Below are 23,440 nucleotides of genomic sequence, written 5' to 3'. Positions count from 1 at the left end.
TACTCAGTGCCCCGCGCCGAGATTGCCACTGAGTCTGTCGTGTCGCTCGGTGGAGGAATCGTCGAGACCGATGATCTTCACGGTCTTGCCCTTCGCGGCGTACTTGGTCGTGATGGCGTCGAGCGTCGCAACGGTGGAGGCGTCCCAGATGTGGGATTCGGACATATCGATGACGATGTCGAGAGGGTCCCCGATGTAGTCGAACTGATAGATCAGATCGTTGCTGGAGGCGAAGAACAACTCCCCCAGAACTTTGTAGACACGAGTGTTCTCGTCCGGATGCGCCACGTCGACGACTTCGGTGAGATGCGCGACCCGGCGCGCGAACAACACCATCGCGGTGACGACTCCCACGACGACGCCGTAGGCGAGATTGTGAGTGGCGACCGTGACGGCCACCGTGACGACCATGACCAGCGTTTCGCTCTTCGGCATGCGCCGCAACGTCTTCGGATGGATGCTGTGCCAGTCGAAAGTACCCACCGACACCATGATCATCACCGCGACCAGCGCGGCCATCGGGATGAGAGCCACGATGTCGCCCAGTCCCACGACGAGAATCAGCAGGAACGTGCCGGCGAGGAACGTGGAGATCCGGGTACGCGCACCCGAGACCTTGACGTTGATCATCGTCTGGCCGATCATCGCGCACCCGCCCATACCCCCGGTGAAGCCGGTGACCAGGTTCGCGACGCCCTGGCCCCACGCTTCGCGCGACTTGTTCGAGTGGGAATCGGTGATGTCGTCGACAAGTTTCGCCGTCATCAACGATTCCAACAATCCGACCAAGGCAATGGCGAGCGCGAACGGCGCGATGATCGACAACGTGTCCAGAGTGAAGGGCACGTTCGGTATCAGCAGGGATGGAAGCGACGACGGCAACTCGCCCTCGTCTCCGACGTCGGGAACCTGCAGCGCGAACACGAGGGTGGCCGCGGTGAGCAGCACGATGGCGATCAACGGCGCGGGAACGACTCTGGTCAACTTCGGGAGGAACACCATCACGATCAGGCCCACGGCGACGAGCGGATAGACCAGTGCCGGCACGCCGAGAAGATAGGGCAACTGGGAGGTGAAGATCAGGATGGCGAGGGCGTTGACGAATCCGACCATCACGCTGCGCGGGATGAAGCGCATCAACTTCGCGACGCCGATCACGCTGAGGACGATCTGAAGGACACCGCCGAGAATGACGGCCGCGATCAGGTAATCCAGGCCGTACTCGCGTGACAGCGGTGCGACGACCAGTGCGATCGCGCCGGTCGCCGCGGAGATCATGGCCGGCCGGCCACCGACGATCGAGATGGTCACCGCCATCGTGAACGAGGCGAACAGTCCGACGCGGGGATCGACGCCGGCGATGATGGAGAACGAGATCGCCTCCGGAATCAACGCCAGGGCGACGACGAGTCCCGCCAGCACCTCGGTCTTGAGCCTGCGGGGTGAGCGCAGCGCCGCCATCACCGAGGTGTCCTCGGGTGCGGTGACCGGCGCGGCTGCGTTCGACATGGATAAGCCTCTTCCGTGGTGGTGCGATGACGCGGCATCACGTGCACCTGGCACGGCCTCTCCGCAGGACGGAACTCTACTCTTACTGGAGAGTAGAGTCCGCAGCCTCGTCATCGGGAAGGTCGATGAGCATCTGCGCCAGAGACGTGATGGACGGTGCTGTCAGGTCCGGGTCGGGGAAGTAACTCGGATACGGCCCGCCGTTCCGGCCGATCCATGCCGTGGCCATTCCCGCAGTGCGCGCGCCGTTGATGTCCCAGGGGTGCACCGCGACGAGCATGGCCTCCTCGGGGGCGACATCGCACTCGCCGAGCGCGTACCGATAGGCATCGAGGTGCGGCTTCCAGCGCCCTGCATCGTCGACGGACAGGATCGCGTCGAACCTGTCCGCGATGCCGGCCTTGCCCAGAAGCGTCCGGGCTACGTCCGTCGAACCGTTGGACAGCGTCACCAGCCTGATGCCCGACCGTGCCAGCGCGGTGACTCCGTCGACCACATCTGCGTGGACGTCGAGCTCGGTCAGGCCGGTCATGATGTGGTCCACCGCGTCAACGACGGTGCGGTTCACCGCAGTACCCGACAGTAGAACTTCGAGAAGGCCGGAACCGACGTCAGCGAACGGTCGAGCCGCGCCCGCGACGGCGAGTGCGAAGCCGTCCCTGAGCAACCCCGCGAACCACGTGTCGAACATGGGGCCAGGAGCTCCGACGTCCGTGAACCGTCGACGCATCGGCGAGGTGTCCGACAGCGTCTCGTTCACGTCGAAGACCACGACTTTCGGTCGGCGCCTCGGGGTGGGACTCGTCTGGGAAGTGGGGGTACTCATGTGCTCACTCCTGCTCGTTCGGCGGCATCCCTCGGATCGGATGGCGCGCTCGTGGAGGGAGTACCCCCTGGAGCCGGGGAGGTTCGAACTCCCGACCGCTTCCCGAGAACGGTCGAGTGCACCGGTTCTCACCTGCGTGATTGACATCACAAGGACGTCATACTACTTTCAAACTGACATCAGTTCAGGAAGTCCACTCGCACCGACAGCCGAGCGGCCCTGTGAGTCCCAGAGAGGTCTGACCATGCGGAGGATTCCCCGAGCCATCGCCACCGTTGCCGTGGCAGCGTCGGCGTTCGCGCTCACAGCGTGCGGCGGCAGCACCACCCCGTCCGGGCCCGTCGAGGGCAGCTGGGACGACGTCGTCGCCGCGGCGAAGACCGAGGGCACCGTGATGCTGTACTCCAGCCAGAAGCCCGCGAACCTCGACGCGCTGAAGGCCGCGTTCACGCAGAAGTACCCGGAGATCTCCATGGACTTCGTGCGTGGAACGGATTCCGAGATCAATCCCCGTGTCGAGACCGAGAACCGGACGGGCACGGGTATCGCCGACGTCCACATGGTGACCGACGCGTCGTGGATCGCAAGCGCGTCCGAGTCCGGGACCTACTCCACCGAGATCGTGGGTCCGGACTTCGACGCACCCGACTACGACCGCGCGGCCAGCGTGAAGAACGACCGCTTCTTCCTCTCGTCCGCCGCAGTCTTCGGCCTCGGGTGGAACACCGCCGCGGTGCCCGACGGTCTCGAAACCCCGCAGGACATTCTGAACCCGGCCTACCGCGGCCGCATCGGCATCGTCAATCCCACGGGCATCGCGTCGTACGTCGATCTGTATCGGCACTACGCCGAGAACTACGGCGAGGACTACTGGAACAAGTTGTCCGACCTCCAGCCGCGGGTCTACCCGAGCGCACTGGCCGTCGCGCAGGCCTTGACGTCGGGTGAAGTGGTGGTTTCGCCCAGTGTTCAGCCCCTCGTCACAGAGGTCGCCGCAGGCGCACCCGTCGACTGGGCACTTCCGGACAATCCCTGGGGCACACCGTGGTACACCGAGGTTCTGAGTAGGGCGCCGCATCCGAACGCGGCTCAGGTCCTGGCGGACTTCATGGTCACTGCCGAGGGACAGGCCGCACTCAACGGTGGCTATGCCGCCGCGTTGCCTGACGTGCCGGGTGCCGTCGAACGTGCGCAGAACATCGCGTCACCAGATCCGGCCGAACTGACCCCCGAGAACGTCGACCGGTACTCGCAGGAGTGGTCGCAGCTCTTCCAGTGATAGTGGGCCCTACCGATGTCGACTACCCGAACTCGTCACCCGAGGAGGTGATCATGGACGCTCCGACAGCTTCGTCACACGGCTCACGCGTGCTCGTCACCGGTGCCGCGCGCGGCATCGGTGCGGCATGTGCCGCGCGCTTCGTCTCTCTCGGAGCGACCGTCTACGTCACCGACGTGGACGACGAGGGTGGTCGCGCCGTCGCCGACGCCCTCGGACCGTCGGCGCGCTACCTGCATCTGGACGTGGCGTCGGAAGCCGAGTGGGATGCGTGCGTGCAAACGATCGAGGCGGACGGTGGGCGCCTCGACGTGCTGGTCGCCAATGCCGGTGCGGCTCACCGCTCCGACATCGCCGACACGTCGCTCGCGGACTTCCGTCGCATGCTCGACATCAACCTGGTCGGTACCTTCCTCGCCCTCAGGACGGCGAGCACCGCCGTGAAGTCCGGCGGTTCCGTGATCACGGTGTCGTCACTGCGAGGAATCCTCGCGACCGCGAAGCTCGGTGCCTACGGCGCATCGAAATTCGGGGTGCGGGCCTTGACCCGAGTTGCTGCGCTCGAGCTCGCCGAGCGCGGAATCAGAGTCAACTCGGTGTGCCCCGGCAGCATCGACACCGACATCACCGGCAGCGAGGACTTCGCCGACCACGATGTCGCCGGCTATGTGCGCACCATTCCGATGCAGCGTCGGGGCACCACTGCCGACGTCGCGGACGCCGTCGTGTTCCTCGCCGGATCCGGGAGCAGCTACATCACGGGGACCGACCTCGTCGTCGACGGTGGTCTGGCGGCCGGCGCGCGAACACCCACACACACCTCTGGACAGAAGGCATGAGATGACCGATCGCTTCACCATTTCCGGACTGACCAAGACGTACGGCAGCACGAAGGTCGTGGACGGTCTCGACATCGATATCGAGCAGGGCGAGTTCCTTGTTCTTCTCGGCCCGAGTGGCTGCGGGAAGACCACCACGCTGCGGTGCCTCGCCGGGCTCGAGACACCCCAGGGCGGACGTATCTCGTTCAAGGACAGGACGGTCTTCGACGCGGACCAGCGAGTCGACGTCCCCGCGCACAAGCGCAACATCGGCATGGTCTTCCAGTCCTACGCCCTGTGGCCGCACATGACGGTGCGCCGCAACATCAAGTACCCCCTCGACGTCCGCGGACTCACCAAGTCCTTCGGGCCGGGAGCCGTGGAGGCAGCGGCCGACATGGTGGACTGCGGGGCCCTGCTCGATCGGTACCCGTCTCAACTCAGTGGCGGTCAACAGCAGCGTGTGGCGGTTGCTCGCGGTCTGGTGGCGCGGCCGGATCTCATCCTCTTCGACGAGCCGCTCAGCAACCTCGATGCCCGGCTGCGCGATCAGGTCCGTTCTCAGATCCACCGTCTGCACCGCGAACTCGGGTTCACCGCCGTGTTCGTGACCCACGACCAGTCCGAGGCCTTCGCACTCGGAGACCGCCTCGCGATCATGAAGTCCGGCCGCATCGAGCAGCTCGACACGCCGTCGAACGTGTTCGAGAACCCCGGGTCGGACTACGTCGCGGCCTTCATCGGTATGGCCAACAAGCTCGAACTGCGCAGAGCACACGACGGCTGGCAGACCTCCGCGGGTGACGCGATCGATCTCCGAAACTCGGTGGTCCGCGACCGCGCCGACGAGGGCGAGTCCGCGGTCGCACGGCTACGTCCGGACGACCTGCTCCTGCACCGCAGCATGACCGAGGTCCCGCCCGGACACGTCGGACTGCACGCCGCCCTCGTCGATCACGAGTACGGAGGCCGGCACTTCGACGTGACCGTGCGTTCCGGCGCCGAGACGCTCACCCTGCGCGCGTCGGCCGCCGAGCACGGCCTCGCACTGCGTGCGGCCGAGCCGGGCGACGCCGTCGTCGTCTCCTTCTCCCCCGCTGCGCTGCGGGTGTTCCCCTCGGCGCCCTCCACCGCCACAGCCGCTGACGCAGCACCCGTCGCCGCAGCAGTGGGGAGCGCATCGTGACCGCCACACTCACACCCCCCGACACCGACACGACGCCACCGCCGCCGGCCGGACGGCGGCCACGGCTGACCGGCCCCTGGCGCGCCCGCCTCGGTTACGGCATCCTCCTCGCTGTACTCGCCTATCTCGTCGTCCTCCCCATGGTGCGCCTGCAGATGCTCGCGTTCGAGGACGGAGCACGGGGCTACCGCAGCCAGTACGGACGTTTCGACATTGCCCAGACGCTCTGGACGACAGTGATTCTGGCGCTGGGATCTCTGGTCATCGCGCTCGTTCTCGGCACCCTGCTCGCCTACGCCGCGAGCCGCCTCCCGGCGCGGCTGGGGTTCCTGAGGATGATCCCGATCCTGCCCATCGTGCTTCCCGCCGTCGCCAACATCGTCGGCTGGGCGTTCCTGCTCTCGCCGGGACCCGGCTACCTCAACGTGGTCCTGCGTGCGCTGCCCTGGTGGAGCGATCTCGAGAGCGGTCCCGTCGATGTCTACACAGTCCCCTGGATCGTGATCCTGACCGGGTTCGGCCTGACGTCGTTCGTCTACCTCTTCGTGTCCTCGGGGATGGACAACATCAGTTCGGAACACCTCGAAGCTGCTCGGATCAGCGGTTCGTCCTCGATGGGTGTGTTCTTCCGCATCGTTCTCCCCCTGCTCCGTCCGTCGCTCATCTACGGTGGCGGCATCGCGTTCCTCCTCGGGCTGGGCCAGTTCACCGGACCTCTGCTCCTCGGCCAGAACAGCGGAGTGAAGGTGCTCACCACAGAGATGTACCGGCGGGTGTCGGAATCACCGTCGGACTTCGCGGCCGCCGCTGCAGCCGGCTCACCTCTCGTCCTGTTCGGGCTGGCATTGGTCCTCGTGCAGAAGATGTTGCTGGGCAATCAGAGTCGCTTCGTCACTCACGGCGGCAAGGCGTTCTCCGCGCCCTCGGGACGCGGAACGTGGGCCGCTGTCACCATCAGTGTGTACGCCCTGTTCGCGCTGCTGATCCCCATCGTCGGACTCGTCATCGTGTCGCTGACCCCGTACTGGTCGGACACCCTGAGCCTGGATCTGTTGACGCTGGACAACTTCCGGGCCCTGATCTCCGATGATGCGATCGTCTCGTCCGTGCTCACCAGCATCCTCACGTCTCTCGCCGCGGTGGCCGTGTGCATTCCCATCGGATACGTCATGGCCAACCTGTTGGTCCGTGGGCGGCGCTTCCGCATTCTCGGCATGATCGGCGACTTCATCACTGCTCTGCCGTTGGGTATCCCCGCGGTCATCTTCGGCGTCGGCTTCCTCCTCACGTACACCGAACCTCCACTGATCCTCTACGGCACCCGGACGGTGATCGTCCTCGTCTACATCGTGCTGATGCTGCCGTTCTCGGTCCGGCTGCAGATGACGGCGATGCTCGCCTTGGGCAATACCTACACCGAGGCCTCCGCGACCAGTGGCGCCTCGCCTGTGGTGACCAACCTGCGAATCCTGTTGCCCCTCATGCGAGGAGCCATCTTCGGCGCAGTCGCCCTGATGTTCATCCTCCTGACCCACGAGTTCGCCGCCTCGCTGCTCGTCCGCGCTTCCACGACCCAGGTCATGGGCACCCTGCTCTACGACATGTGGCAGAACGGCTCGTACCCGCTCGTCGCGGCGATGGCGCTGCTCATGACCGCGGTGACCACCACGGGAGTCGCGATCGCCATGCTCGTCGGCGGTCGAAACGTCCTCAGCAAGCTCTGAAAGGCCCACCATGCCCGAAGGCAGTACCCGTCTGACCGACAAGGTGATCCTCGTGACCGGCGCCACCGGAGGGATCGGTGTCGACATCGTGACGAGGCTGGCGTCCGAGGGAGCCAGCGTGATCGTCACCGATGTGGACCAGAGCGCCTGCGACGCAGCGGTACACGCGCTGGAGCGCTCGGCTTCTCATCTGGCGTGTGCGCTGGACATCACCGACGAGGAACAGTGGGCCGCGACGCTCGCCCTCGTGGAGAACCGCCACGGCACGCTCGACGCCGTCGTCAACAACGGCGCTATCGGCTCGCTCGCCACTGTCGTCGACGAGACGGTGGAGCAGTACCGCCGCGTCGTGGAGGTGAGTCAGACCGGTACGTGGCTGGGAATGAAGCATGCCGGCGCCATGATCGAGCGGACGGGCGGCGGATCGGTGGTCAACATCTGCTCCATCCTCGGCAGCGTCGGCGGCCTGGGCAACAGCATCGCCTACGCCGCGGCGAAGGGTGCCGTGCGGACCATGACGAAGAACGCGGCGCTGCACTGGGCCCGCCTGGGGGTGCGGGTCAACTCGATCCACCCCGGCTTCATCGCGACCCCGCCGTTGCTTGCACGGTACGAGGGCACCCCGCGTCACGAGGCCATGCTGGCCGGCACGCCGATGGGACGACTGGGGTCCGGTGCGGAAGTCGCTGCGGCGGTGGCGTTCCTGGCCGGTGACGATGCGCGCTTCGTGACCGGCACCGAGCTGTACGTCGACGGTGGCTGGACCGCCGCCTGATTCTCAGGCGAGGCCGAACACGTCGACGCCGTCCTGGTTCTCCACACGCAGCACGCCCCGGTGGACGTCCAGATCGAGGTGGGCCAGGGTCTCGCAGACCGCGACCATGCGATCGAACGTTCCGAGATCCGAGAACGGGCGATCACGACGGGTCCACGGGAGACGTTCGGCGACATCGCGGCCGGTCGCCCGAGTCATGTCGGCGACGACCGCCCGGGTCGCCGCCAAGCGACGGGCGTGGTGATCGAGAAGTTCGCGCACGCGCGCGTGCAGACCGACACCGGTGTCCCCGTGGGCAGGCAGCACGGTGCGGTCCCGATCGTCGAGCATCATTTCCAGCGACTGCAGGTAGTGCCCCAGGGGCAGGTCCCACTCACCGAGTTCGAATCCGATCGACGGTGTGATGGTCGGCAGAACGTGGTCGCCCGTGTAGCTGATGTCTCGGTCGAGATCGTGGAACACCATGTGACCCTTGGTGTGTCCGGGTGTGTGCACCGCGGTCAACCGGTGACCGGGAATGTCGAGGGCTCCGTCGGTGAGCCACGAATCCGGCGGCTCCCAGTCGTCCGAGTCGAAGTCCTCGTCGCCGGTGTCCAGACGAACCGCTCGAGCGATGTCGTCGGCACCGGCCCGTCGGAGCTCCCGTAACGACGAGGTCGGCATGTTGGAGGCCAGCTCGCCGATGGCGACGATCCCCGGCGCCTCGGCCGACCCGAGGTGGATGCGGCAGCCGTGTCGACGGCGGAGGTCGACGGCGAAGGTGTAGTGGTCACGGTGGACGTGGGTGACGAACACGTCGTGCACGTCGTCCGGTCGGTGACCGAATTCGGCCAGGGCGGTGCGGAACTCGTCGTACGTGCCCGGCCGTCGCCATCCCCCGTCGATCAGCGCCAGGCCACGATCGGTCTCCAGGGCGTAGACGTTGATGGCGCGGAGTCCGTCGGACGGCATCTGCAACGGCACCCGGTGGATGCCGTCCGCGACCCGAACGGATCCCGGATCGGACCACCGGGCGGTCACGAGGTGGTCGACGTGTCGGCAACCATGGTCCGCTCGTCGCCGTACCAGATCATCCGACGCCCGCGCATGGTCCCGACGTGCTCGACTGCGACCTTCCATTCCGGGCTGGCGAGCGCGGTCTCGAGGTCGTCGCGAGAGGCGAAGCTCAGAATCGACAGTCCGTCCCACCCGGCGCTGCGCTCGTCGATCGAGTGGACGATGTCGATGTGCTGCCACCGCAGCAGGCCCGGGAGCGGGTAGGTCACGTCCGCGTGCTCCCCTCGCCACCAGGTCATGAATTGCTCGTGCGTCCAGTCGTTCGGACGGGCGGCGAGAACCATCAGATCGAACATGACTTCCTCCAGCGTGTGATCAACATGAATTCGGTTCGGTATACGTGAGCATGGTTGTCGAGAATGGCCGGCCCGGGCTCAGGGCCCAGCGGTCAGGGGCGCACCATCTTGAGCACTGCGGTGGTGACGGTTTCGGCGATCTCGTCGAGGGTGGCCGGGCCGTTCGGCCGGTACCATCGCCATACGCTGATGACGAGGGCGAGAACCAGGCGACCCACGGTCTTCGGATCTCCGTCGGCGAAGACACCGTCGTCCATGCCACTGGCGATCAGACTCGTCCACCGGCGCTCGATCTCCTGGACCAGCTCCCGGGACTGGAGACGCTCGGCCTCCTCCTTCTCCGACTGTCGCTCCGTCGCCAGAAGATCCATGTGGTTCTGCAGGATCCGGCGCTGCAGCGCGTCCAGCGGCGAGGCCTGGAGAGCTCCCGCAACGGCGGCTCGCAGCGCAGCCTCCGGGTCGCTCTGCTCGGCCGTGGCAGCGTCGAATCGCTCGACGGAGTCGGCCAGTTCCAGGCGCATGATGGTGAGCAGGCAGTGCGCCTTGGATTCGAAGTAGTGGTAGAGCGCGGTCTGGCCTATACCGACCTCGTCCGCCACCGACGCCCACTTGGTGTGGTCGTAGCCCACCCTGCCGAACTGCTCGATGGCGACGGTGAGAATGCGAGACCGCTTGGATCGCGGGCTCTCACGGCGTGCCGTCGTTCCCACGCTCATCCTGCCACCTCCGAACGTGTCGTCATCGACACCACCTTACTGGTCTCGAGGTGAATTCGGATCGGTTACACCGGCGAGACGTGCTGCCATCCGGACGGCATCGGGTCGGGATAGCTTCCCGACCCGGTTCTGTGGCAGATCGTCCACAGCGAAGACGTACTCCGGCCAGTTGTGTCGCGGCACACCGCGTCGGGACAACCCGTCCGTCACCTCGGCCAGACCGAGAGCGCGACCGTCGGTCACCACCAGGGCTCCGGCGCGCTCGGACAGCAGCTCGTCCGGGATCGGCACCACGCAGACCTGCACGATTCCGGGGACGCCGGCCACCGCCGCCTCGACCTCGTTGATGTCGATGTTGCGGCCGCCGCGGATGATGATCTGCTTCTGCCTACCCATGACGGTGATGGTGCCGTCCTCCGCCACCTCGACGAGATCACCGGTCGGGAGGAAGCCGTCGTCGGTCAGGGCCGGAGCCGCGACCTGTCCTCCGCGTGCGTACCCGACGAACATCGAGGGTCCCCGGACCTGCGCGTCACCGATCTCGCCGGTTCCCACGTCCTTCCCCGCACTGCTCACGGCCCGCACTGTCGTGCCGGGGAACGGCCGTCCGTCCGTACCGAGACGGAGCCGAGAGTCGTCGTCCGGGGCCGCGGTCGTGTGACCGAGACACTCGGACATGCCGAACACTCGGAGGAATCTCGTCCCCAGGAACTGCTCGGCGCGTTCGAGAGCCGCCGCGTTCATCGGCCCTCCGCCGACCGTCATCGCCCGCATTCCGGCGAGTCGACCGGCTCCGTTCTCGACGAGGGACAGCTGCAGCGCCATCGTCGGCACCAGCATCGTCCAGCGGACGTCGTGAGCGGCCATCGCGTCGAGCGCGTCCGCCGGCGACCACTTGCCGATCGACACCATGGGTCCACCCACGAACAGCGGGAGATACATCCCGAAACATGCTGCGGCGACGGAGGACAGGGGCACGAAGGCGCCCACCGCGTCACCCGGCCGCAGGCCCACGGCGTCCCTCGTGCACGAACAGGCATAGCGCAGTGCGTCCTCGGACTGGACGACGCACTTCGGGCGGCCGGTGGATCCGGAGGTCATCGCGATGACACTGCCTCCGTTCCATCGCGCCACACCTCGTGGGTCACCACGCCGTGCACGCAGATGACGATCCCCGATGGCCCCGTTCCCCGACGGGAAGTCCTGGTCGGACACTCCCCAGTGGTCGAGAGTGCGGAGGTCGGCCACCACCATGTCGGGGTCGACGTCCTCGACGGCGAGCACGAACTCGGATGCTGTGGCATGCGGACTGAGCACGGCGACCACGCCTCCAAGCAAACCGACCGACAGTGCGGTGGCCACCGTCTGCCACGTGTTGTCCGCCTGGATCAGCACCGTGGGAGGTGTGGGGTCGTGCTGTGCCATCTGCTCGGCTCCGCGTTCGGCGGCAGCCATCACGTCGGCGAGTCGATGGGTGCCGTGCAGGTCGATCACGGCGATCGCGTCGGGGTGTTCCCGGACGCGGTCTCGCAGTTCGAGCGCGAGAGTCTTCACTGACGGTGGTCCTTTCCGGCATCACGTTCTGGTGTGGGGTCGTCGGACGTGGTGGGTAGGAGCACGATTCGGCCGGCGTCCTCCCCGGCACGCAGACGCGCGTAGGCGTCGATCGCCTCGTCGAGAGGTCTCGTCGTCACCTCGGGCAGCAGCGCCCCGGACTCCGCGAGCGCCACCACCTCGACCAGATCCGCGCGACTACCCCAGAAAGGAGCCGAGACCTGCCACCCGGCGGCGATCCCCCGGTTCTTGGCCACCGACACGGACCCACCCGCGCCGCCGACCACGACCAGGCGCCCTCCGGGTACTAGCGTCGCCAGCCCCTCGGCCATCGTGTCGTCGCTGCCGACGAAGTCGAACACCACGTCCACGCCCCCGAGATCTCTCGTGGCCGAATCCGCTTCGGCCAGTGACGAATACACCGCGGTCGCGCCCATGGTCGACGCGGATCGCCGAGCCGCGTCGCGCGGATCGACGGCCACGACGTGGCCGGCTCCCAGCAGCGATGCCATCCTGACGGCGAGGTGACCCAGTCCGCCGACACCCACGATCACGACCACGGCGTTCGAGTCGAGGAGGTCGGCCTGACCGCTGACGGCGTGATGCACGGTGGCGCCCGCATCAGCAAGGGGCGCAGCGAGTTCCGGTGCCAGAGAGCCGGTGTCGACCAGCACGCCGCTGTGCGGAACCACCATGTATTCGGCCAGTCCCCCGGGTGCGCCGAGCCCGTTCCCGATCACGGCGAGTCTGCCGTCGACCGGTTGCAGTGCCAGACAATAGTTCTCTCGTCCTCGCCGGCAGTTGCGGCAGATCCTGCAGGACCACACGCCGTGGACGACCACGGAGGATCCCACCGTGCTGCCGTCGGCATCGGGGCCGGCAGCGACGACGCGTCCGGCCACCTCGTGTCCCAGCGTGAGCGGCAACGGGTAGTCGAACCGCCCTGCCGGCGCATCGCAGACGGACAGATCGCTGCGACACAGGCCGGCCGCCGTGACCTCGAGCAGCAGCTGCTCACCCCTCGGTTCGGGAACGGGAATGTCCCGCAGCTCGGGAGCGGAGCCCCACTCGAGCAGTTGCACGGCCAGCATCAGCGCGCCGTCCAGCCGCCGTCGACAACCAGGGTGTGCCCGGTGACGTACGACGAGGCATCGGAGGCGAGGAACAGCACTGCGCCGTCCACCTCGCCCGCGGTGCCTCCGCGACCGAGCATCGTGTTGCGCCGCACCCACCCGGCCGACTTCTCGTTCTCGAACAGCCCGTCGGTCATCTCGGTGTCGAACCACCCGGGGACCACCGCGTTCACGCGGATACCCCGTCTCCCCCACTGCCCGGCGAGTTCGCGGGTCAGCCCGAGCACACCGGCCTTGGATGCCGCGTAACTCGCACCGCCGATGGGGGCGGTGGACACGAGACCCACGACGGACGAGATGTTGACGATCGACACCGGAGCGGACTCCGGCGTCGTCGAGGCGACGCGCACCGCCAGGTGGAAGCCTGCGAGGAGGTTGACCTCCAGGATCGCCGAGAAGCCCTCCGCGGTCTCCTGTTCCGCGTCCGGCGGGCCGGGCATGCCGGCATTGTTGATCAGGATGTCCAGGCGCCCGGTCTCCTCGCGGCACCGATCCACCAACGCTCGACGGTCCTCGTCCGAGGTCACATCGCATCGCACGGGAACGAGGCCAGGGACCGTCTCCGCCACCGCGGCCAGACGATCCGCGCGGCGTGCCGCCGCGTACACCGTGGCTCCTGCGGCGGCGAGCGTACGGGCGAACCCGAGACCGAGACCGGACGACGCTCCGGTCACCACCGCAGTTCGACCGGTCAGATCGAACAGGGCAGCAGGGGTCGGGGTGTCGTTCATGTCCGTCACGTCCACGTCCTCCTCAGTAGACCGCGGTGCGGCCGCCGTCGACGGGAATGATGGCACCCGTCGTGTACGACGAGGCGTCACTCGCGAGATGTACGACGAGACCGGCGATCTCCTCGGGGCGACCCAGACGTCCCGACGGCAGCCGGTCGACGATCTTGCCGACGAACTCGTCGTCCCAGTGCTCGGCCATGTCCGTGGCAAATCCCCCGGGCATCACGCAGTTCACTCGCACGTGCGGCGCATACTCCTGCGCGAACGCCATGGTCAACGCATTGAGGCCGTTCTTGGCCGCGGCGTACATGGCTTCGGGCGGGCTCGGTCGAACAGCTCCGATGCTCGAGATGTTGATGATCGACCCGCGTCCGGCGGCCGCCATCCGCGCTCCGGCCACTGCCATCAGCCTGAACGGACCCTTGAGATTGACCTCGATGGTTTTGTCCCACAACCCTTCCGTCACTCCGACGAGGTTCTCGGACAGCGGTGCGATGCCGGCGTTGTTGACCACGACATCGAGTGAGCCGAACTCGTCGACGATGGCGTCGACCGCGGGTTCGATCTCGTCCCAGCGACCGACGTGCAGAGCGCGGGCGTGAGCGCTGCCCACCGTCGACGGTCCGAGTGAGGCGACTGCTTCCTCGCACGCCTCGAGTTTGCGGCTGGACACCACGACGGTGGCTCCCGCGTCGCGCAGTCCACGAGCGATGGCGAGGCCGAGTCCGCGGCTCGCACCGGTCACGAGAGCCACTCTGCCGGTGAGGGAATGAATATCGGTCATCGGTACTTCTTCGTCTCGAGGCGGGCGATCGTGCGGAGATGGACCTCGCTGGGTCCGTCCGCGATCTGGAGGGCGCGGGTGATGGCGTGCAGGCGGGCCAGGACGAAATCGTCGCTGACCCCGGCCGCTCCGAACGTCTGGACAGCGCGGTCGACCACCTTGTGCGCCACCTCCATCGCCGCGACCTTGATCGCGGCGACCTCGGAGCGCGCCGAGGCGTTACCGCGCGTGTCCATCATCCAGGACGACTTCAGGACCAGCAGTCGGATCTGGTCGATCTCGATACGACTGCGCGCGATCCACTCGCGGACGACGCCACGATCGGCGAGCGGGGCACCGAAGGCCACTCGGTCGAGGGAGCGTCGGCACATCATCTCCAGAGCGCGCTCGGCCATGCCGACGGCGCGCATGGCGTAGTGCATCCGGCCCGGGCCGAGACGACCTTGCGCGATCGCGAAACCGTCGCCCTCGGCTCCGAGCATGTTCGAGGCCGGCACCCGGACATCGGTGAACTGGACGTCGCCGTGCCCGAGACGGTCGTGAAAACCGAACATCGGGAGATCGCGCAGCACCTCGATGCCGGGACTGTCGGCCGGAACCAGGATCATGCTCTGCTGACGGTAGGTCGGACCGTCCGGATCCGACTTGCCCATGAAGATGATGAGCTTGCAGTCCGGGTCGAGAACACCGGAGGTGTACCACTTTCGGCCGTTGAGCACGTACTCGTCACCGTCGCGTCGGATCGTCGAGGTGATGTTGGTGGCGTCGGAGCTGGCCACGGCCGGTTCGGTCATGGCGAACGCGGACCGGATACGACAGTCGAGCAGGGGCTCGAGCCAGTCCTTCTTCTGCTCCTCGGTACCGAACATGGCGAGGATCTCCATGTTGCCGGTGTCCGGGGCGGAGCAGTTGATGGCCTCGTTGCCGATGATCGAGCGCCCGACCACCTCGGCGAGAGGGGCGTACTCGAGGTTGGTGAGTCCGGCCCCGAGCCCGTCGTGCGTCATGAACAGGTTCCACAGTCCCTGCGAGCGCGCGGTCTCCTGCAGTTCGCGCATCACCGCCGGCTGCTCGTGCTTGTTCGTGTTCGCCGCGATCTGCGCGTCGTACACCTTCTCGGCGGGCAGAACATGATCGGTCATGAATGTCTCGAGGGTCTCGAGCAGCGCGTCGGTACGAGCACTGTAGGAGAAGTCCACGGTTGGCCTCCTGGAGGGCGGATCGAGCGTGTGAAAGCGAGGACGGGGAGCTCAGGCGAGCAAGGCGGTGCCGGTGTCGATGAGCCGAGAGATGGTGGCGGGCAGCTTCTCCTGGTCCGGATCGTGATGACGGCCCTCCCGGTGACGACGCAGGTTGTGCCCCATGATGGCGGCCATCTTGAGTCGTCCCAGGGCGTCGAACCACGGCAGATCGGGCAGGTCGCGTCCCCCACCGGCGTAGATCTCCACCAACTCGTCGGCGCTCGGCAGACCGGGGACGGACCGCCCGACACCGGGGAAGTTGTCGCCATCGGCGAAGACGAGGAACCACCCCAGCTCGACACGGGGGTCGCCCACACTCCAGATCTCCCAGTCGATGAGCGCGACCGGCTCGGTACCGTCCGCGATCAGATTGCCCAGGCGGTAGTCACCGTGCACCAGCGTCGACGAGACCGCGTCCGGAACGTGGGAACCGAGGAGGCTCAGCAGTCTGTCTCCGCCCTCCACCAGTTCCGGTGGAACGGCGCCCAGAGTGCGAGCCCACCGGGCGAGTTCGTCACCCGGTGTGAGTGTGGGACCGGCGTCGGGCACAGCCCGGTGATCGACCGCGTGCAGCTCGGGCAGAACCGCTGCCGCACGCCGCATGCGCGCGGCCGCCAGCTCCGGGTCGACTGCCGGATCGTCCAGAACAGGCTCGAGCGACTCACCGCGGACGAATGTCATGGCGTACCAGGAGGGCTCGGTGTCGTCGACCATCACGATCGTGGGCACCGGCACCGACGTACCCGCGAGTTCCCGCATGATGGTCGCCTGCCGCAGCATGTCGTGGCGCCCGACGGGGCGCTGCCCTGCGGGCACGGCCTTGACCACCAACTCGGCGTCGTCGGTCCGCACGCGGTAGGTCAGACCGGAGTGCCCGCCGAGGAGTGGATCGTAGCTGCGCAGCGATCCGAGGCCGCCGGCCTCGAGCTTCTCGGCGACGCGCTGCTGCAGTGCGGAGTGTGTCGTGTCGTCGGTGGTCACGGCCTCGGCTCTCGGGGAAGGCCGAGAACGCGCTCGGCGATGATGTTGTGTTGGATCTCGTCGGTGCCGCCGGCGATGCGGTATCCGGGTGCGCCCAGGACGTGTTCCGTCCAGGCGAACGTGCCCCATTCACCGGTGTCGGACACCAGATCGGAGCCCAGCATCCGGCGGACCGCCGCTGATGTCCGGGACATCGTGGTGGTCGCCAGCAGTTTGCCGACGGACGCCTCGGGGCCGGGATCGCGTCCGGAGACCACGACGCCGGCGACGCGCATGGCGGTGACGCGCTGAACATGGCTGTGCACAACGAGATCAGCAACCTGATCCAGCTCGATCTCGGTGAGGGGCCGACCCAGATTGCGCGCCAGTTCCACTGCCCGGTCGGCGTTCGCCAATCCGAGGTTGCCGCCATCGAGCCGTTCGGCCGCCAGCACGGTGAGAGCCACCTGCCATCCCTGTCCCTCCGGCCCGAGACGGTGCGCATCGGTCAGCCGCACGTTCTCGAGGTACACCTCGTTGAACGAGCTGCCGCCCGTCATCTGCCGAATGGGGCGGATGGTGACGCCCTCCGCGTCCATCGGGACCAGGAAGACGGTGAGGCCCTTGTGCTTCGGGACCGAGGAATCGGTGCGGCACACCGCCACTCCGATGTCCGAGACGGTGGCTCCCGACGTCCAGACCTTGTGGCCGTTCAGCACCCACCCGTCGTCGTCACGGACTGCGCGCGTACGGACTGCAGCGAGGTCGGAACCGGCCTCGGTCTCCGAGAAGAGTTGGCAGGCCATGAGGTCGGTGCGCAGCATCGCGCGCACGTACGTTGCGCGCTGATCCGGCGTCCCCCATTTCTCGATCGTGGGTGCCACCAATTGCTGTGTCACGGAGAACATCTCGGTGCGGCGCGGGACATCGAACCGGTCCTCCGCGCGGCGGAAGGCGAGTACGTGGGAGAGCGGGAGATCTCGTCCACCGTATTCCGCGGGCCAGTCGAGCGGACCCCAGCCGGCGTCGAACTTCCGCCGTTCGTAGTCGCGGATGACGTCCGTGTGCCGGCGTTCCTCCTCGGGCGTCCAGTTCTCGAAGACGGCCACCGAGTCGGAGCCCTCGCCCCACGTCGTGCTGGTCCGCGGTGCGGCCACGCTGCTGAGCCACGCCGTCGCCTCGGCGGTGAATGCTCGGACGTCGGACGACACGGTGCTGGTACTCATGGACTGACCTCGCTGGTCGGATCGGACTGGTTCAGACGGACAGAACGGTGCAGGCGCTGATGCCCGGTGCCCCGTAGACATGGGTGAAGCCGATGGACGGCCCGCCCGGCACCTGACGATCGCCGGCCTCGCCGCGCAACTGAGTGACCACCTCGTGCACCTGGCGCAGACCGGAGGCGCCGATCGGTTCACCGTTCGCGATGCACCCACCGTCGGTGTTGACGGGTAGACGCCCGCCGATCTCGGTGGCTCCCTCGGCGACCCACTGCTCCTGCTCGCCGTGCTCGCAGAAGCCGCACTCGGCCATGTGCATGAGTTCGGCGCCGCTCTCGGTGTCCTGCAGCTGGGCCACGTCGACATCCGACGGGGAGATTTCGGCCTGTTCGAAGGCGGCCGCGGCAGCATCCGCGCTGACGCTGGTGGGCTCGCCGACGCCCTGGACGGACGGACTGAAGACCTCGAAAGAACCGAAACGCCGGGTTCGATGTGTGATGGCGCGCAACCGGATCGGCCGGCCTGTCAGACGCTCCGCCACCTCGGGTGAGGCCACGATCACCGCCGCACCGCCTTCGCCGGGCGAACAGAACATGTAGCGGGTGAGGGGATCGTTCACCATGTCCGCGGAGGCGATCGCCTCGGCCGACATAGGTTCGCGGCGCCACGCATTGGGATTGAGCGCGCCGTTGCGGTAGGACTTCTCGGCGACGCGTGCGAGCGTGTCCGCGGTGATGCCGTGCTGGCGCATGTACCGGGAGATCTTCGCGCCGAAGAACTGCGTGGTCACCATGAGACCCGCCTCGCCGTACCCCTCGGACAGACCCCACTCCGCGGGCGTGGGATCGAAGGCACCGCGCGGGTGCTTGTCGAAGCCCACGGCCAGGCCGATCGACGCCGATCCCGCCCGTACGGCGTTGACTGCCGAGAACAGGGCGCTGCCGCCGGTGGCGCAGCCGTTCCGCACGTTGGTGAAGGGCAGTCCGGTGAAACCGAGCTCGCTGACGAGCGTGTCGGCGAGGCCGGCGGAGTCGCTGCCGCCGAACGCCACATCGACGTCCGGCCAGGCGATTCCCGCGTCGGCGAGCGCGGCGGTGATGGCCGAGACGGCCATCGCGCGGCCACTGACACCGGGTTGGCGTCCGAACTTCGACAGCCCGACTCCGACGATGACCACGGACTCGCTCATGCGGTATCTCCCACTGTGCTCGGTGCAGACGACGGGCCGGCCTCGACGACCTCGAACCGGGGAACCGGGACGACGGCCGTGAGGTGGACGAGGGCTCCGTGCAGGTCGTCGACGTTCTCGGTGTCGAGAATCGCCTCGATCCGGATGCCTTCGCTCAACTCGACCCAGCCGACCGCGAACGGGGTGAACCCGCCCACGGGTGGCACGTACGGCGGCGACTTGGGCGGGAAGCGCTGCACCGTGTGGGCCCACACGGTGCCCGACGTACTCAGGTCGACGGGTTCTGCCGTGGGCGTGACGCACCGTGAGCAGAGAGTCGACGCGGGGAACGCGACCGTGCCGCACACGGTGCATCGGCTGCCCTGCAGCACGACCCGCTGCGCCTCGAGACTGTTCGTCATCGTGTTCCTTCCGCTCCCCGCCGACCGTCGTTCGTCCGTCGTGTTTCGCCGAGGGTCAGCGACCGACCCACTTCGGCTCACGCTTCTCGAGGAACGCGGTGACGCCTTCTCGTCCGTCCTCGGACTGCAGGGCGTTGCCCACGGCGAGATGCTCCATGACCATGAGGGACTGGATGTCCGCGTCGAGGCCGCGGTCGATCGTCATCTTGGTCAGCTTCATCATGAACGGGCTCTTGTCGGTGAGCTGCGCGATGAACTCCTCGACGGTCTTGTCCAGCTCGGCGGCCGGCGCGGACGCGTTGATGAGATCGAAGTCGGCAGCCTCGACACCGGAGAGCAGCTTGCCGGTCAGCATCAGTTCCTTCGTCTTGCGGATACCGATCATGCGCGGCAGGCGGTAGATGGGGCCTGCGCCGCCGAACAGTGCACGGCGGATGTGGAAGTCGCCGATCTTGGCGTCGTCGTCGGCGATGGCGAAGTCGCAGGAGATCATGAGTTCGAATCCACCGGCGGTGACGTAGCCCTCGAGGACTGCGACCGACGGAGTGTTCATGGAGTACAGACGGTCACAGACCTTGGCCGAGAGCACGGCGACGTCCATCGCGTTGGTGCTGCCGACATAGTCGGACAGCAGGATGTCGAGGTCGAACCCCGAGCAGAAGGTGTTGTTCACTCCGCGCAGGACCAGAACCTTGAGGTTCGGATCGGCGTCGACCTCGGCGATGATCTCGTCGAGTCGGTACAGCAGTTCCGGAGTCACCGCGTTCTTCTTGTGCGGGCGGTTGAGCCAGACGCGAGCGACCTCGCCGTCCTTCTCGAGCAGGATGTGGTCGGTGTCGATCATGGGATCTCCTTGGGCTGCGTCGTACTTGAACTGGATTCACTTCAGTTTTACGGCATGGGGTCGAGCGCGTCAAGCCTCGAATCGAAGCGAGTTCAGTCCGATGAGGTCGGCGATGCGGCGGCGGTGATACACCGCATCGCCGAGCAGCGCCTCGTCACCGGTCGCTCGTCGGAAGTACCTGTGCGCCTGGTGCTCCCACGTGAAACCGACGCCACCGTGCAGCTGCACCGCCTCGGCAACCGACTCGGACGCGACCTCCGTGCACACGGCACCGGCGATCGCGACCGCGAGCGCGGCACGGTCCGGGGAGCTGTCGTACAGCGCAGCTGCGAAGCGGGATGCCGATCGCGCTCGTTCGAGAGAGAGGAGCAGGTCGGCAAGTCGGTGCTTCACGGCCTGGAAGGAGCCGACGGGTCGGCCGAACTGCTGCCTGGTGGTGACGTACTCGACGGTCATCTCCAACATGCAGTCGGCGATTCCCGTGTGCTCGCTCGCCAGCCCGATCGTCGCTCGCGCCGCGAGGTCGTCGCGAGCGGAGGCCGTGTCTGCCACCTCGGTGAGCGCGGACGCCGCTGCCGAGTCGAGGTGCACGTCGGCACGCGGCCGCGTCGGGTCGATGACCGTCCGCGGTACGGCGCGCACCGCATCGGAGAGGGGTACGGCGAACACTCGGGCGCCGTCGGCCGTGTGCGCGCCGACCACGACGACGTCGGCCGACGCACCGTGAACGATGTCGGTCGCGACACCGCTCAGACGCCATCCGTCCGCCGTGTGGTCGGCCGTGATCACCTGCGCGGCAGCGCGTCCCGCCTGCGTCACGGGCAGATGCACCGCGACGCGGAGCTCACCGGCCAGGGCACCGGACACCATCGCGTCCACGGTTCCGGCCGGCGCAAGCAGGAGCGCGTGCACGCCGACACCCGCCCCGAACAGCACCGGTTCCGACACGAGCGCGCGGCCGCACTCCTCCAGGACCACGGCCATGTCCGTCATCCCGTATCCGAGGCCGCCGCGGATCTCCGGAACGGACAGCATGGTCACGGCCATGTCGTCCACGAGAGCCCGCCACAGTGCCGTCGGGGTCCCTTCGTCTCGCCCACTGTGCCGTGCGAGTACTGCGCGCATCGCGGACCGGAGATCGGCCTGCTCCGGCCCGGGAATCAGGCCCGCGGGCTCGGCTTCCGGCCAGGGCGAGTAGGTGACGTCGTCGATCGCTACAGACATAACACTCCTGAGTCGAGTTCAGTTCTGTTTCGAGAGTATCGGCGAAATCGAGGACGTGCGGACTTTTCTTGAACTAAGTTCGGTTCATGCATCGAATCGAGTCCTATTACGCCACCCTCGACAGCGGTGAGCTCGAGCGGGCCACCGACATGCTGGCGGAGAACGTCGCCTTCGTGATGATCGTTCCGACGGGAGCCCGAGCCGGCACCGGTCGCGCCGCGATGCTCGACTACCTCACCGGACGTCCCCCTGTCGGCCGACAACATCGACTGCTGCGTCGCGCACAGGACGGCGACGTCCAGTTCGCCCAGGGAGCCGTCACCGAGCACGGCGATGTCGTCACGGGCTATTTCGTCGCGGCGATGCACCTCGACGAGAACGGACTGATCGACCGCTACCAGGTCTCGTTCGATCCTGACCACGCACTGGTGCCGTGGACCGGTTCCGACGCGACCTCCACCGACCCGACAGGAGCATGACGATGACGACCGATGCGACAGGAGTCCTGCGAACCTGGTTCTCGTACATGGACTCCGAGGATCCGGACCGGGTGCTGACCATGATCACGGACGACTTCCGGATGTCCGTGCAGTTCTCCCGTGGCGAGGGAGCGTCTGCCGAATTCATCGGCGACAGAGCAGGACTCGTTCTCTACCTCGCCCAGCGGGAGAAGAGCACCCTCGTCCATCACATCGACGTCGGATCCCGGGTGGGCGACGTGGAACTCGTACTGGGGCGGACCACGCGAGACGGCGACTTCGAGGCGTCCTTCAACGCGAGCGCATCGGTCGACGCGGCCGGCTCGATACGCCGGTTGCTCATCTGCCGCACACCGGAACTCGCGTTCGACTGAAGCCGTCGACCAGAACTGACAGGAGACCCGCATGAGAAGGTGTTTTCGTACGCTCGCGGCACTGACATCGGCAGCTGCAGTCGGGTTGTCGGCGGCCTGCAGCGGTGGGGCGTCAGCGTCCGGACCGGTGTCGGGCACCTGGGACGAGGTGATCGCCGCAGCGAAGGACGAGGGATCCGTCTACCTGTACTCGTCGCAACATCCCGAGAACCTCGCCTCGGTGAAAGCCGGATTCGAAGCGAAGTATCCCGGCATCATGCTGGAGTTCACGCGGGGTTCCGACGTCGAGCTGAACCCCCGCGTGGACGCGGAGCACAAGTCCGGACGCGGGATCGGTGACGTCCACATGACCACCGACCCCGCGTGGATCCGCGCGGCCGCAGACTCGGGCGAGTACTCGGTGAACATCATCGGACCCTCGTTCGACAACCCCGACTACGGTCGAGACACCAGCGTCGTGAACGACAAGCTTTTCCTCACCAGCGCCGCCGTTCTGGGGCTCGGCTGGAACACCACCGCGTTGCCGGACGGTCTCGACAGTCCGCAGGATCTGTTGTCACCGGACCTGCGCGGCCGTATCGGCGTCGTGAATCCGGCGGGCTTCGCCGCCGTGACCGATCAGTTCCGGTTCTTCGACCGGAACTGGTCACCCGACTACACCGACGAACTCGCGCAGAACGAGCCACGTGTCTATCCCGGCGTTCTGGCCGTCGCGCAGGGCCTCGGGTCCGGAGAGATCATCGCCACGCCGATGGTCCAACCCCTCGTGCGCGAGCAGGAGGCCGGCGCACCCGTCGGGTGGTTCAGGCCGGACCCGGCGTGGGGCGCCCCGTACTACTCGCATGTTCTCGCGTCCGCACCGCATCCGAATGCAGCGCAACTTCTCGCCGACTTCCTCATCTCCCCCGAGGGCCAGCAGGCGTTGTCCAAGGGGTACGCGAGTGTGCTGCCGAACATCCCGGAGGCGGTCGGGCGCGCACAGGACATCGCACTGACCGACCCCGCGGACCTCGACCCTGCAGCGGTCACCGAGTACCAAGCGGAGTGGGAACAGCGTTTCATCCGGTGACGTCGGGCTTGATCCGGTGATGCCGGCGGACGGCGAAGGGGCACGGGCC

The 23,440-nt window shown here is 67.1% G+C and carries 24 protein-coding genes; 8 read left to right on the top strand and 16 right to left on the bottom strand.

What is annotated here, in order from left to right:
* Window positions 1-3: 3 nt before the first annotated feature.
* Both RU01_RS17145 and RU01_RS17140 read right to left on the bottom strand, forming a co-directional pair.
* Complete coding sequence (locus RU01_RS17145; protein ID WP_042575782.1) at window positions 4-1,509, bottom strand: SulP family inorganic anion transporter; 1,506 nt, start codon at window positions 1,507-1,509, stop codon at window positions 4-6.
* 82 nt (window positions 1,510-1,591) lie between these two features.
* The gene (locus RU01_RS17140) at window positions 1,592-2,335 is read right to left on the bottom strand and encodes a haloacid dehalogenase type II (protein ID WP_042575781.1); all 744 of its coding nucleotides are present in this window, start codon (window positions 2,333-2,335) and stop codon (window positions 1,592-1,594) included.
* A 244-nt stretch (window positions 2,336-2,579) separates the two neighbouring features.
* On the opposite strand from RU01_RS17140, the gene RU01_RS17135 reads away from it, so the two are divergent.
* The 5 genes from RU01_RS17135 (at window position 2,580) to RU01_RS17115 (ending at window position 8,120) form a co-directional block, all read left to right on the top strand.
* Window positions 2,580-3,614, top strand: coding sequence for a substrate-binding domain-containing protein (locus RU01_RS17135; RefSeq protein ID WP_156148965.1), 1,035 nt, complete (start codon window positions 2,580-2,582; stop codon window positions 3,612-3,614).
* 53 nt (window positions 3,615-3,667) lie between these two features.
* Complete coding sequence (locus tag RU01_RS17130; RefSeq protein ID WP_042575811.1) at window positions 3,668-4,453, top strand: SDR family NAD(P)-dependent oxidoreductase; 786 nt, start codon at window positions 3,668-3,670, stop codon at window positions 4,451-4,453.
* A 1-nt stretch (window position 4,454) separates the two neighbouring features.
* Complete coding sequence (locus RU01_RS17125; RefSeq protein ID WP_042575780.1) at window positions 4,455-5,621, top strand: ABC transporter ATP-binding protein; 1,167 nt, start codon at window positions 4,455-4,457, stop codon at window positions 5,619-5,621.
* A 65-nt stretch (window positions 5,622-5,686) separates the two neighbouring features.
* Window positions 5,687-7,345 (top strand): ABC transporter permease, encoded by a 1,659-nt coding sequence (locus RU01_RS17120; protein ID WP_042575810.1) that lies wholly within the window; start codon window positions 5,687-5,689, stop codon window positions 7,343-7,345.
* Between the two features lie 10 nt (window positions 7,346-7,355).
* Entirely contained in the window at window positions 7,356-8,120 is a 765-nt protein-coding gene (locus RU01_RS17115) for an SDR family NAD(P)-dependent oxidoreductase (protein WP_042575779.1), read from the top strand.
* Between the two features lie 3 nt (window positions 8,121-8,123).
* Here the strand turns inward: RU01_RS17115 and RU01_RS17110 are convergent, their stop codons facing one another.
* The 14 genes from RU01_RS17110 to RU01_RS17045 all read right to left on the bottom strand — a co-directional run bounded on the left by RU01_RS17110 (window position 8,124) and on the right by RU01_RS17045 (window position 21,469).
* On the bottom strand, window positions 8,124-9,140 hold the full coding sequence (locus RU01_RS17110) for an MBL fold metallo-hydrolase (RefSeq protein ID WP_231568753.1): 1,017 nt from the start codon (window positions 9,138-9,140) through the stop codon (window positions 8,124-8,126).
* Window positions 9,137-9,472, bottom strand: a complete 336-nt coding sequence (locus tag RU01_RS17105; RefSeq protein WP_042575778.1) for an EthD family reductase — start codon at window positions 9,470-9,472, stop codon at window positions 9,137-9,139. Before RU01_RS17105 ends, RU01_RS17110 begins: the two co-directional genes overlap by 4 nt.
* 92 nt (window positions 9,473-9,564) lie before the next feature.
* The gene (locus tag RU01_RS17100; protein ID WP_042575777.1) at window positions 9,565-10,188 is read right to left on the bottom strand and encodes a TetR/AcrR family transcriptional regulator; all 624 of its coding nucleotides are present in this window, start codon (window positions 10,186-10,188) and stop codon (window positions 9,565-9,567) included.
* 36 nt (window positions 10,189-10,224) lie between these two features.
* A complete protein-coding gene (locus tag RU01_RS17095) occupies window positions 10,225-11,742 on the bottom strand; it encodes a class I adenylate-forming enzyme family protein (protein ID WP_042575776.1) in 1,518 nt (505 codons plus the stop codon).
* Window positions 11,739-12,833, bottom strand: coding sequence for an alcohol dehydrogenase catalytic domain-containing protein (locus tag RU01_RS17090; protein WP_042575775.1), 1,095 nt, complete (start codon window positions 12,831-12,833; stop codon window positions 11,739-11,741). The genes RU01_RS17095 and RU01_RS17090 overlap by 4 nt, the downstream gene beginning before the upstream one ends.
* Window positions 12,833-13,606, bottom strand: coding sequence for an SDR family NAD(P)-dependent oxidoreductase (locus RU01_RS17085; protein ID WP_042575808.1), 774 nt, complete (start codon window positions 13,604-13,606; stop codon window positions 12,833-12,835). Before RU01_RS17085 ends, RU01_RS17090 begins: the two co-directional genes overlap by 1 nt.
* A gap of 22 nt (window positions 13,607-13,628) precedes the next feature.
* On the bottom strand, window positions 13,629-14,390 hold the full coding sequence (locus tag RU01_RS17080) for an SDR family NAD(P)-dependent oxidoreductase (RefSeq protein WP_042575774.1): 762 nt from the start codon (window positions 14,388-14,390) through the stop codon (window positions 13,629-13,631).
* Complete coding sequence (locus RU01_RS17075) at window positions 14,387-15,589, bottom strand: acyl-CoA dehydrogenase family protein (protein WP_042575773.1); 1,203 nt, start codon at window positions 15,587-15,589, stop codon at window positions 14,387-14,389. The genes RU01_RS17080 and RU01_RS17075 overlap by 4 nt, the downstream gene beginning before the upstream one ends.
* Before the next feature lie 51 nt (window positions 15,590-15,640).
* Window positions 15,641-16,612, bottom strand: a complete 972-nt coding sequence (locus RU01_RS17070; RefSeq protein WP_042575772.1) for a phosphotransferase family protein — start codon at window positions 16,610-16,612, stop codon at window positions 15,641-15,643.
* The gene (locus RU01_RS17065; RefSeq protein ID WP_027504432.1) at window positions 16,609-17,817 is read right to left on the bottom strand and encodes an acyl-CoA dehydrogenase family protein; all 1,209 of its coding nucleotides are present in this window, start codon (window positions 17,815-17,817) and stop codon (window positions 16,609-16,611) included. Before RU01_RS17065 ends, RU01_RS17070 begins: the two co-directional genes overlap by 4 nt.
* Before the next feature lie 31 nt (window positions 17,818-17,848).
* Window positions 17,849-19,000, bottom strand: a complete 1,152-nt coding sequence (locus RU01_RS17060; protein ID WP_042575771.1) for a thiolase family protein — start codon at window positions 18,998-19,000, stop codon at window positions 17,849-17,851.
* Window positions 18,997-19,401: a Zn-ribbon domain-containing OB-fold protein gene (locus RU01_RS17055; protein ID WP_042575770.1), complete on the bottom strand. Its 405-nt coding sequence runs from the start codon at window positions 19,399-19,401 to the stop codon at window positions 18,997-18,999. Before RU01_RS17055 ends, RU01_RS17060 begins: the two co-directional genes overlap by 4 nt.
* A gap of 55 nt (window positions 19,402-19,456) precedes the next feature.
* Window positions 19,457-20,245: an enoyl-CoA hydratase/isomerase family protein gene (locus RU01_RS17050; RefSeq protein ID WP_042575769.1), complete on the bottom strand. Its 789-nt coding sequence runs from the start codon at window positions 20,243-20,245 to the stop codon at window positions 19,457-19,459.
* 69 nt (window positions 20,246-20,314) lie between these two features.
* On the bottom strand, window positions 20,315-21,469 hold the full coding sequence (locus RU01_RS17045) for an acyl-CoA dehydrogenase family protein (protein WP_042575768.1): 1,155 nt from the start codon (window positions 21,467-21,469) through the stop codon (window positions 20,315-20,317).
* Window positions 21,470-21,555: 86 nt separating this feature from the next.
* Between RU01_RS17045 and RU01_RS17040 the strand changes: the two genes are divergently transcribed.
* From RU01_RS17040 to RU01_RS17030, 3 genes are read left to right on the top strand one after another with little or no spacing between them, the layout of a single operon-like run.
* Window positions 21,556-21,948: a nuclear transport factor 2 family protein gene (locus RU01_RS17040; RefSeq protein WP_042575767.1), complete on the top strand. Its 393-nt coding sequence runs from the start codon at window positions 21,556-21,558 to the stop codon at window positions 21,946-21,948.
* Between the two features lie 2 nt (window positions 21,949-21,950).
* Window positions 21,951-22,322, top strand: a complete 372-nt coding sequence (locus tag RU01_RS17035; protein ID WP_082043193.1) for a hypothetical protein — start codon at window positions 21,951-21,953, stop codon at window positions 22,320-22,322.
* 31 nt (window positions 22,323-22,353) lie between these two features.
* A complete protein-coding gene (locus tag RU01_RS17030; RefSeq protein ID WP_042575765.1) occupies window positions 22,354-23,391 on the top strand; it encodes an ABC transporter substrate-binding protein in 1,038 nt (345 codons plus the stop codon).
* Window positions 23,392-23,440 lie beyond the last annotated feature (49 nt).

This window comes from Rhodococcus sp. MEB064, assembly GCF_000834565.1.
Lineage (GTDB): Bacteria > Actinomycetota > Actinomycetes > Mycobacteriales > Mycobacteriaceae > Rhodococcoides.
This window is presented reverse-complemented; position numbering and strand designations above follow the sequence as displayed.

Bases quoted from the DNA above. Each gene is read 5' to 3' on its own strand.
- RU01_RS17145 (WP_042575782.1), bottom strand. From the start codon at position 1,509: ATGTCGAACGCAGCCGCGCCGGTCACCGCACCCGAGGACACCTCGGTG.
- RU01_RS17140 (WP_042575781.1), bottom strand. From the start codon at position 2,335: ATGAGTACCCCCACTTCCCAGACGAGTCCCACCCCGAGGCGCCGACCG.
- RU01_RS17135 (WP_156148965.1), top strand. From the start codon at position 2,580: ATGCGGAGGATTCCCCGAGCCATCGCCACCGTTGCCGTGGCAGCGTCG.
- RU01_RS17130 (WP_042575811.1), top strand. From the start codon at position 3,668: ATGGACGCTCCGACAGCTTCGTCACACGGCTCACGCGTGCTCGTCACC.
- RU01_RS17125 (WP_042575780.1), top strand. From the start codon at position 4,455: ATGACCGATCGCTTCACCATTTCCGGACTGACCAAGACGTACGGCAGC.
- RU01_RS17115 (WP_042575779.1), top strand. From the start codon at position 7,356: ATGCCCGAAGGCAGTACCCGTCTGACCGACAAGGTGATCCTCGTGACC.
- RU01_RS17105 (WP_042575778.1), bottom strand. From the start codon at position 9,472: ATGTTCGATCTGATGGTTCTCGCCGCCCGTCCGAACGACTGGACGCAC.
- RU01_RS17100 (WP_042575777.1), bottom strand. From the start codon at position 10,188: ATGAGCGTGGGAACGACGGCACGCCGTGAGAGCCCGCGATCCAAGCGG.
- RU01_RS17090 (WP_042575775.1), bottom strand. From the start codon at position 12,833: ATGCTGGCCGTGCAACTGCTCGAGTGGGGCTCCGCTCCCGAGCTGCGG.
- RU01_RS17085 (WP_042575808.1), bottom strand. From the start codon at position 13,606: ATGAACGACACCCCGACCCCTGCTGCCCTGTTCGATCTGACCGGTCGA.
- RU01_RS17080 (WP_042575774.1), bottom strand. From the start codon at position 14,390: ATGACCGATATTCATTCCCTCACCGGCAGAGTGGCTCTCGTGACCGGT.
- RU01_RS17065 (WP_027504432.1), bottom strand. From the start codon at position 17,817: ATGAGTACCAGCACCGTGTCGTCCGACGTCCGAGCATTCACCGCCGAG.
- RU01_RS17060 (WP_042575771.1), bottom strand. From the start codon at position 19,000: ATGAGCGAGTCCGTGGTCATCGTCGGAGTCGGGCTGTCGAAGTTCGGA.
- RU01_RS17055 (WP_042575770.1), bottom strand. From the start codon at position 19,401: ATGACGAACAGTCTCGAGGCGCAGCGGGTCGTGCTGCAGGGCAGCCGA.
- RU01_RS17050 (WP_042575769.1), bottom strand. From the start codon at position 20,245: ATGATCGACACCGACCACATCCTGCTCGAGAAGGACGGCGAGGTCGCT.
- RU01_RS17045 (WP_042575768.1), bottom strand. From the start codon at position 21,469: ATGTCTGTAGCGATCGACGACGTCACCTACTCGCCCTGGCCGGAAGCC.
- RU01_RS17040 (WP_042575767.1), top strand. From the start codon at position 21,556: ATGCATCGAATCGAGTCCTATTACGCCACCCTCGACAGCGGTGAGCTC.
- RU01_RS17035 (WP_082043193.1), top strand. From the start codon at position 21,951: ATGACGACCGATGCGACAGGAGTCCTGCGAACCTGGTTCTCGTACATG.
- RU01_RS17030 (WP_042575765.1), top strand. From the start codon at position 22,354: ATGAGAAGGTGTTTTCGTACGCTCGCGGCACTGACATCGGCAGCTGCA.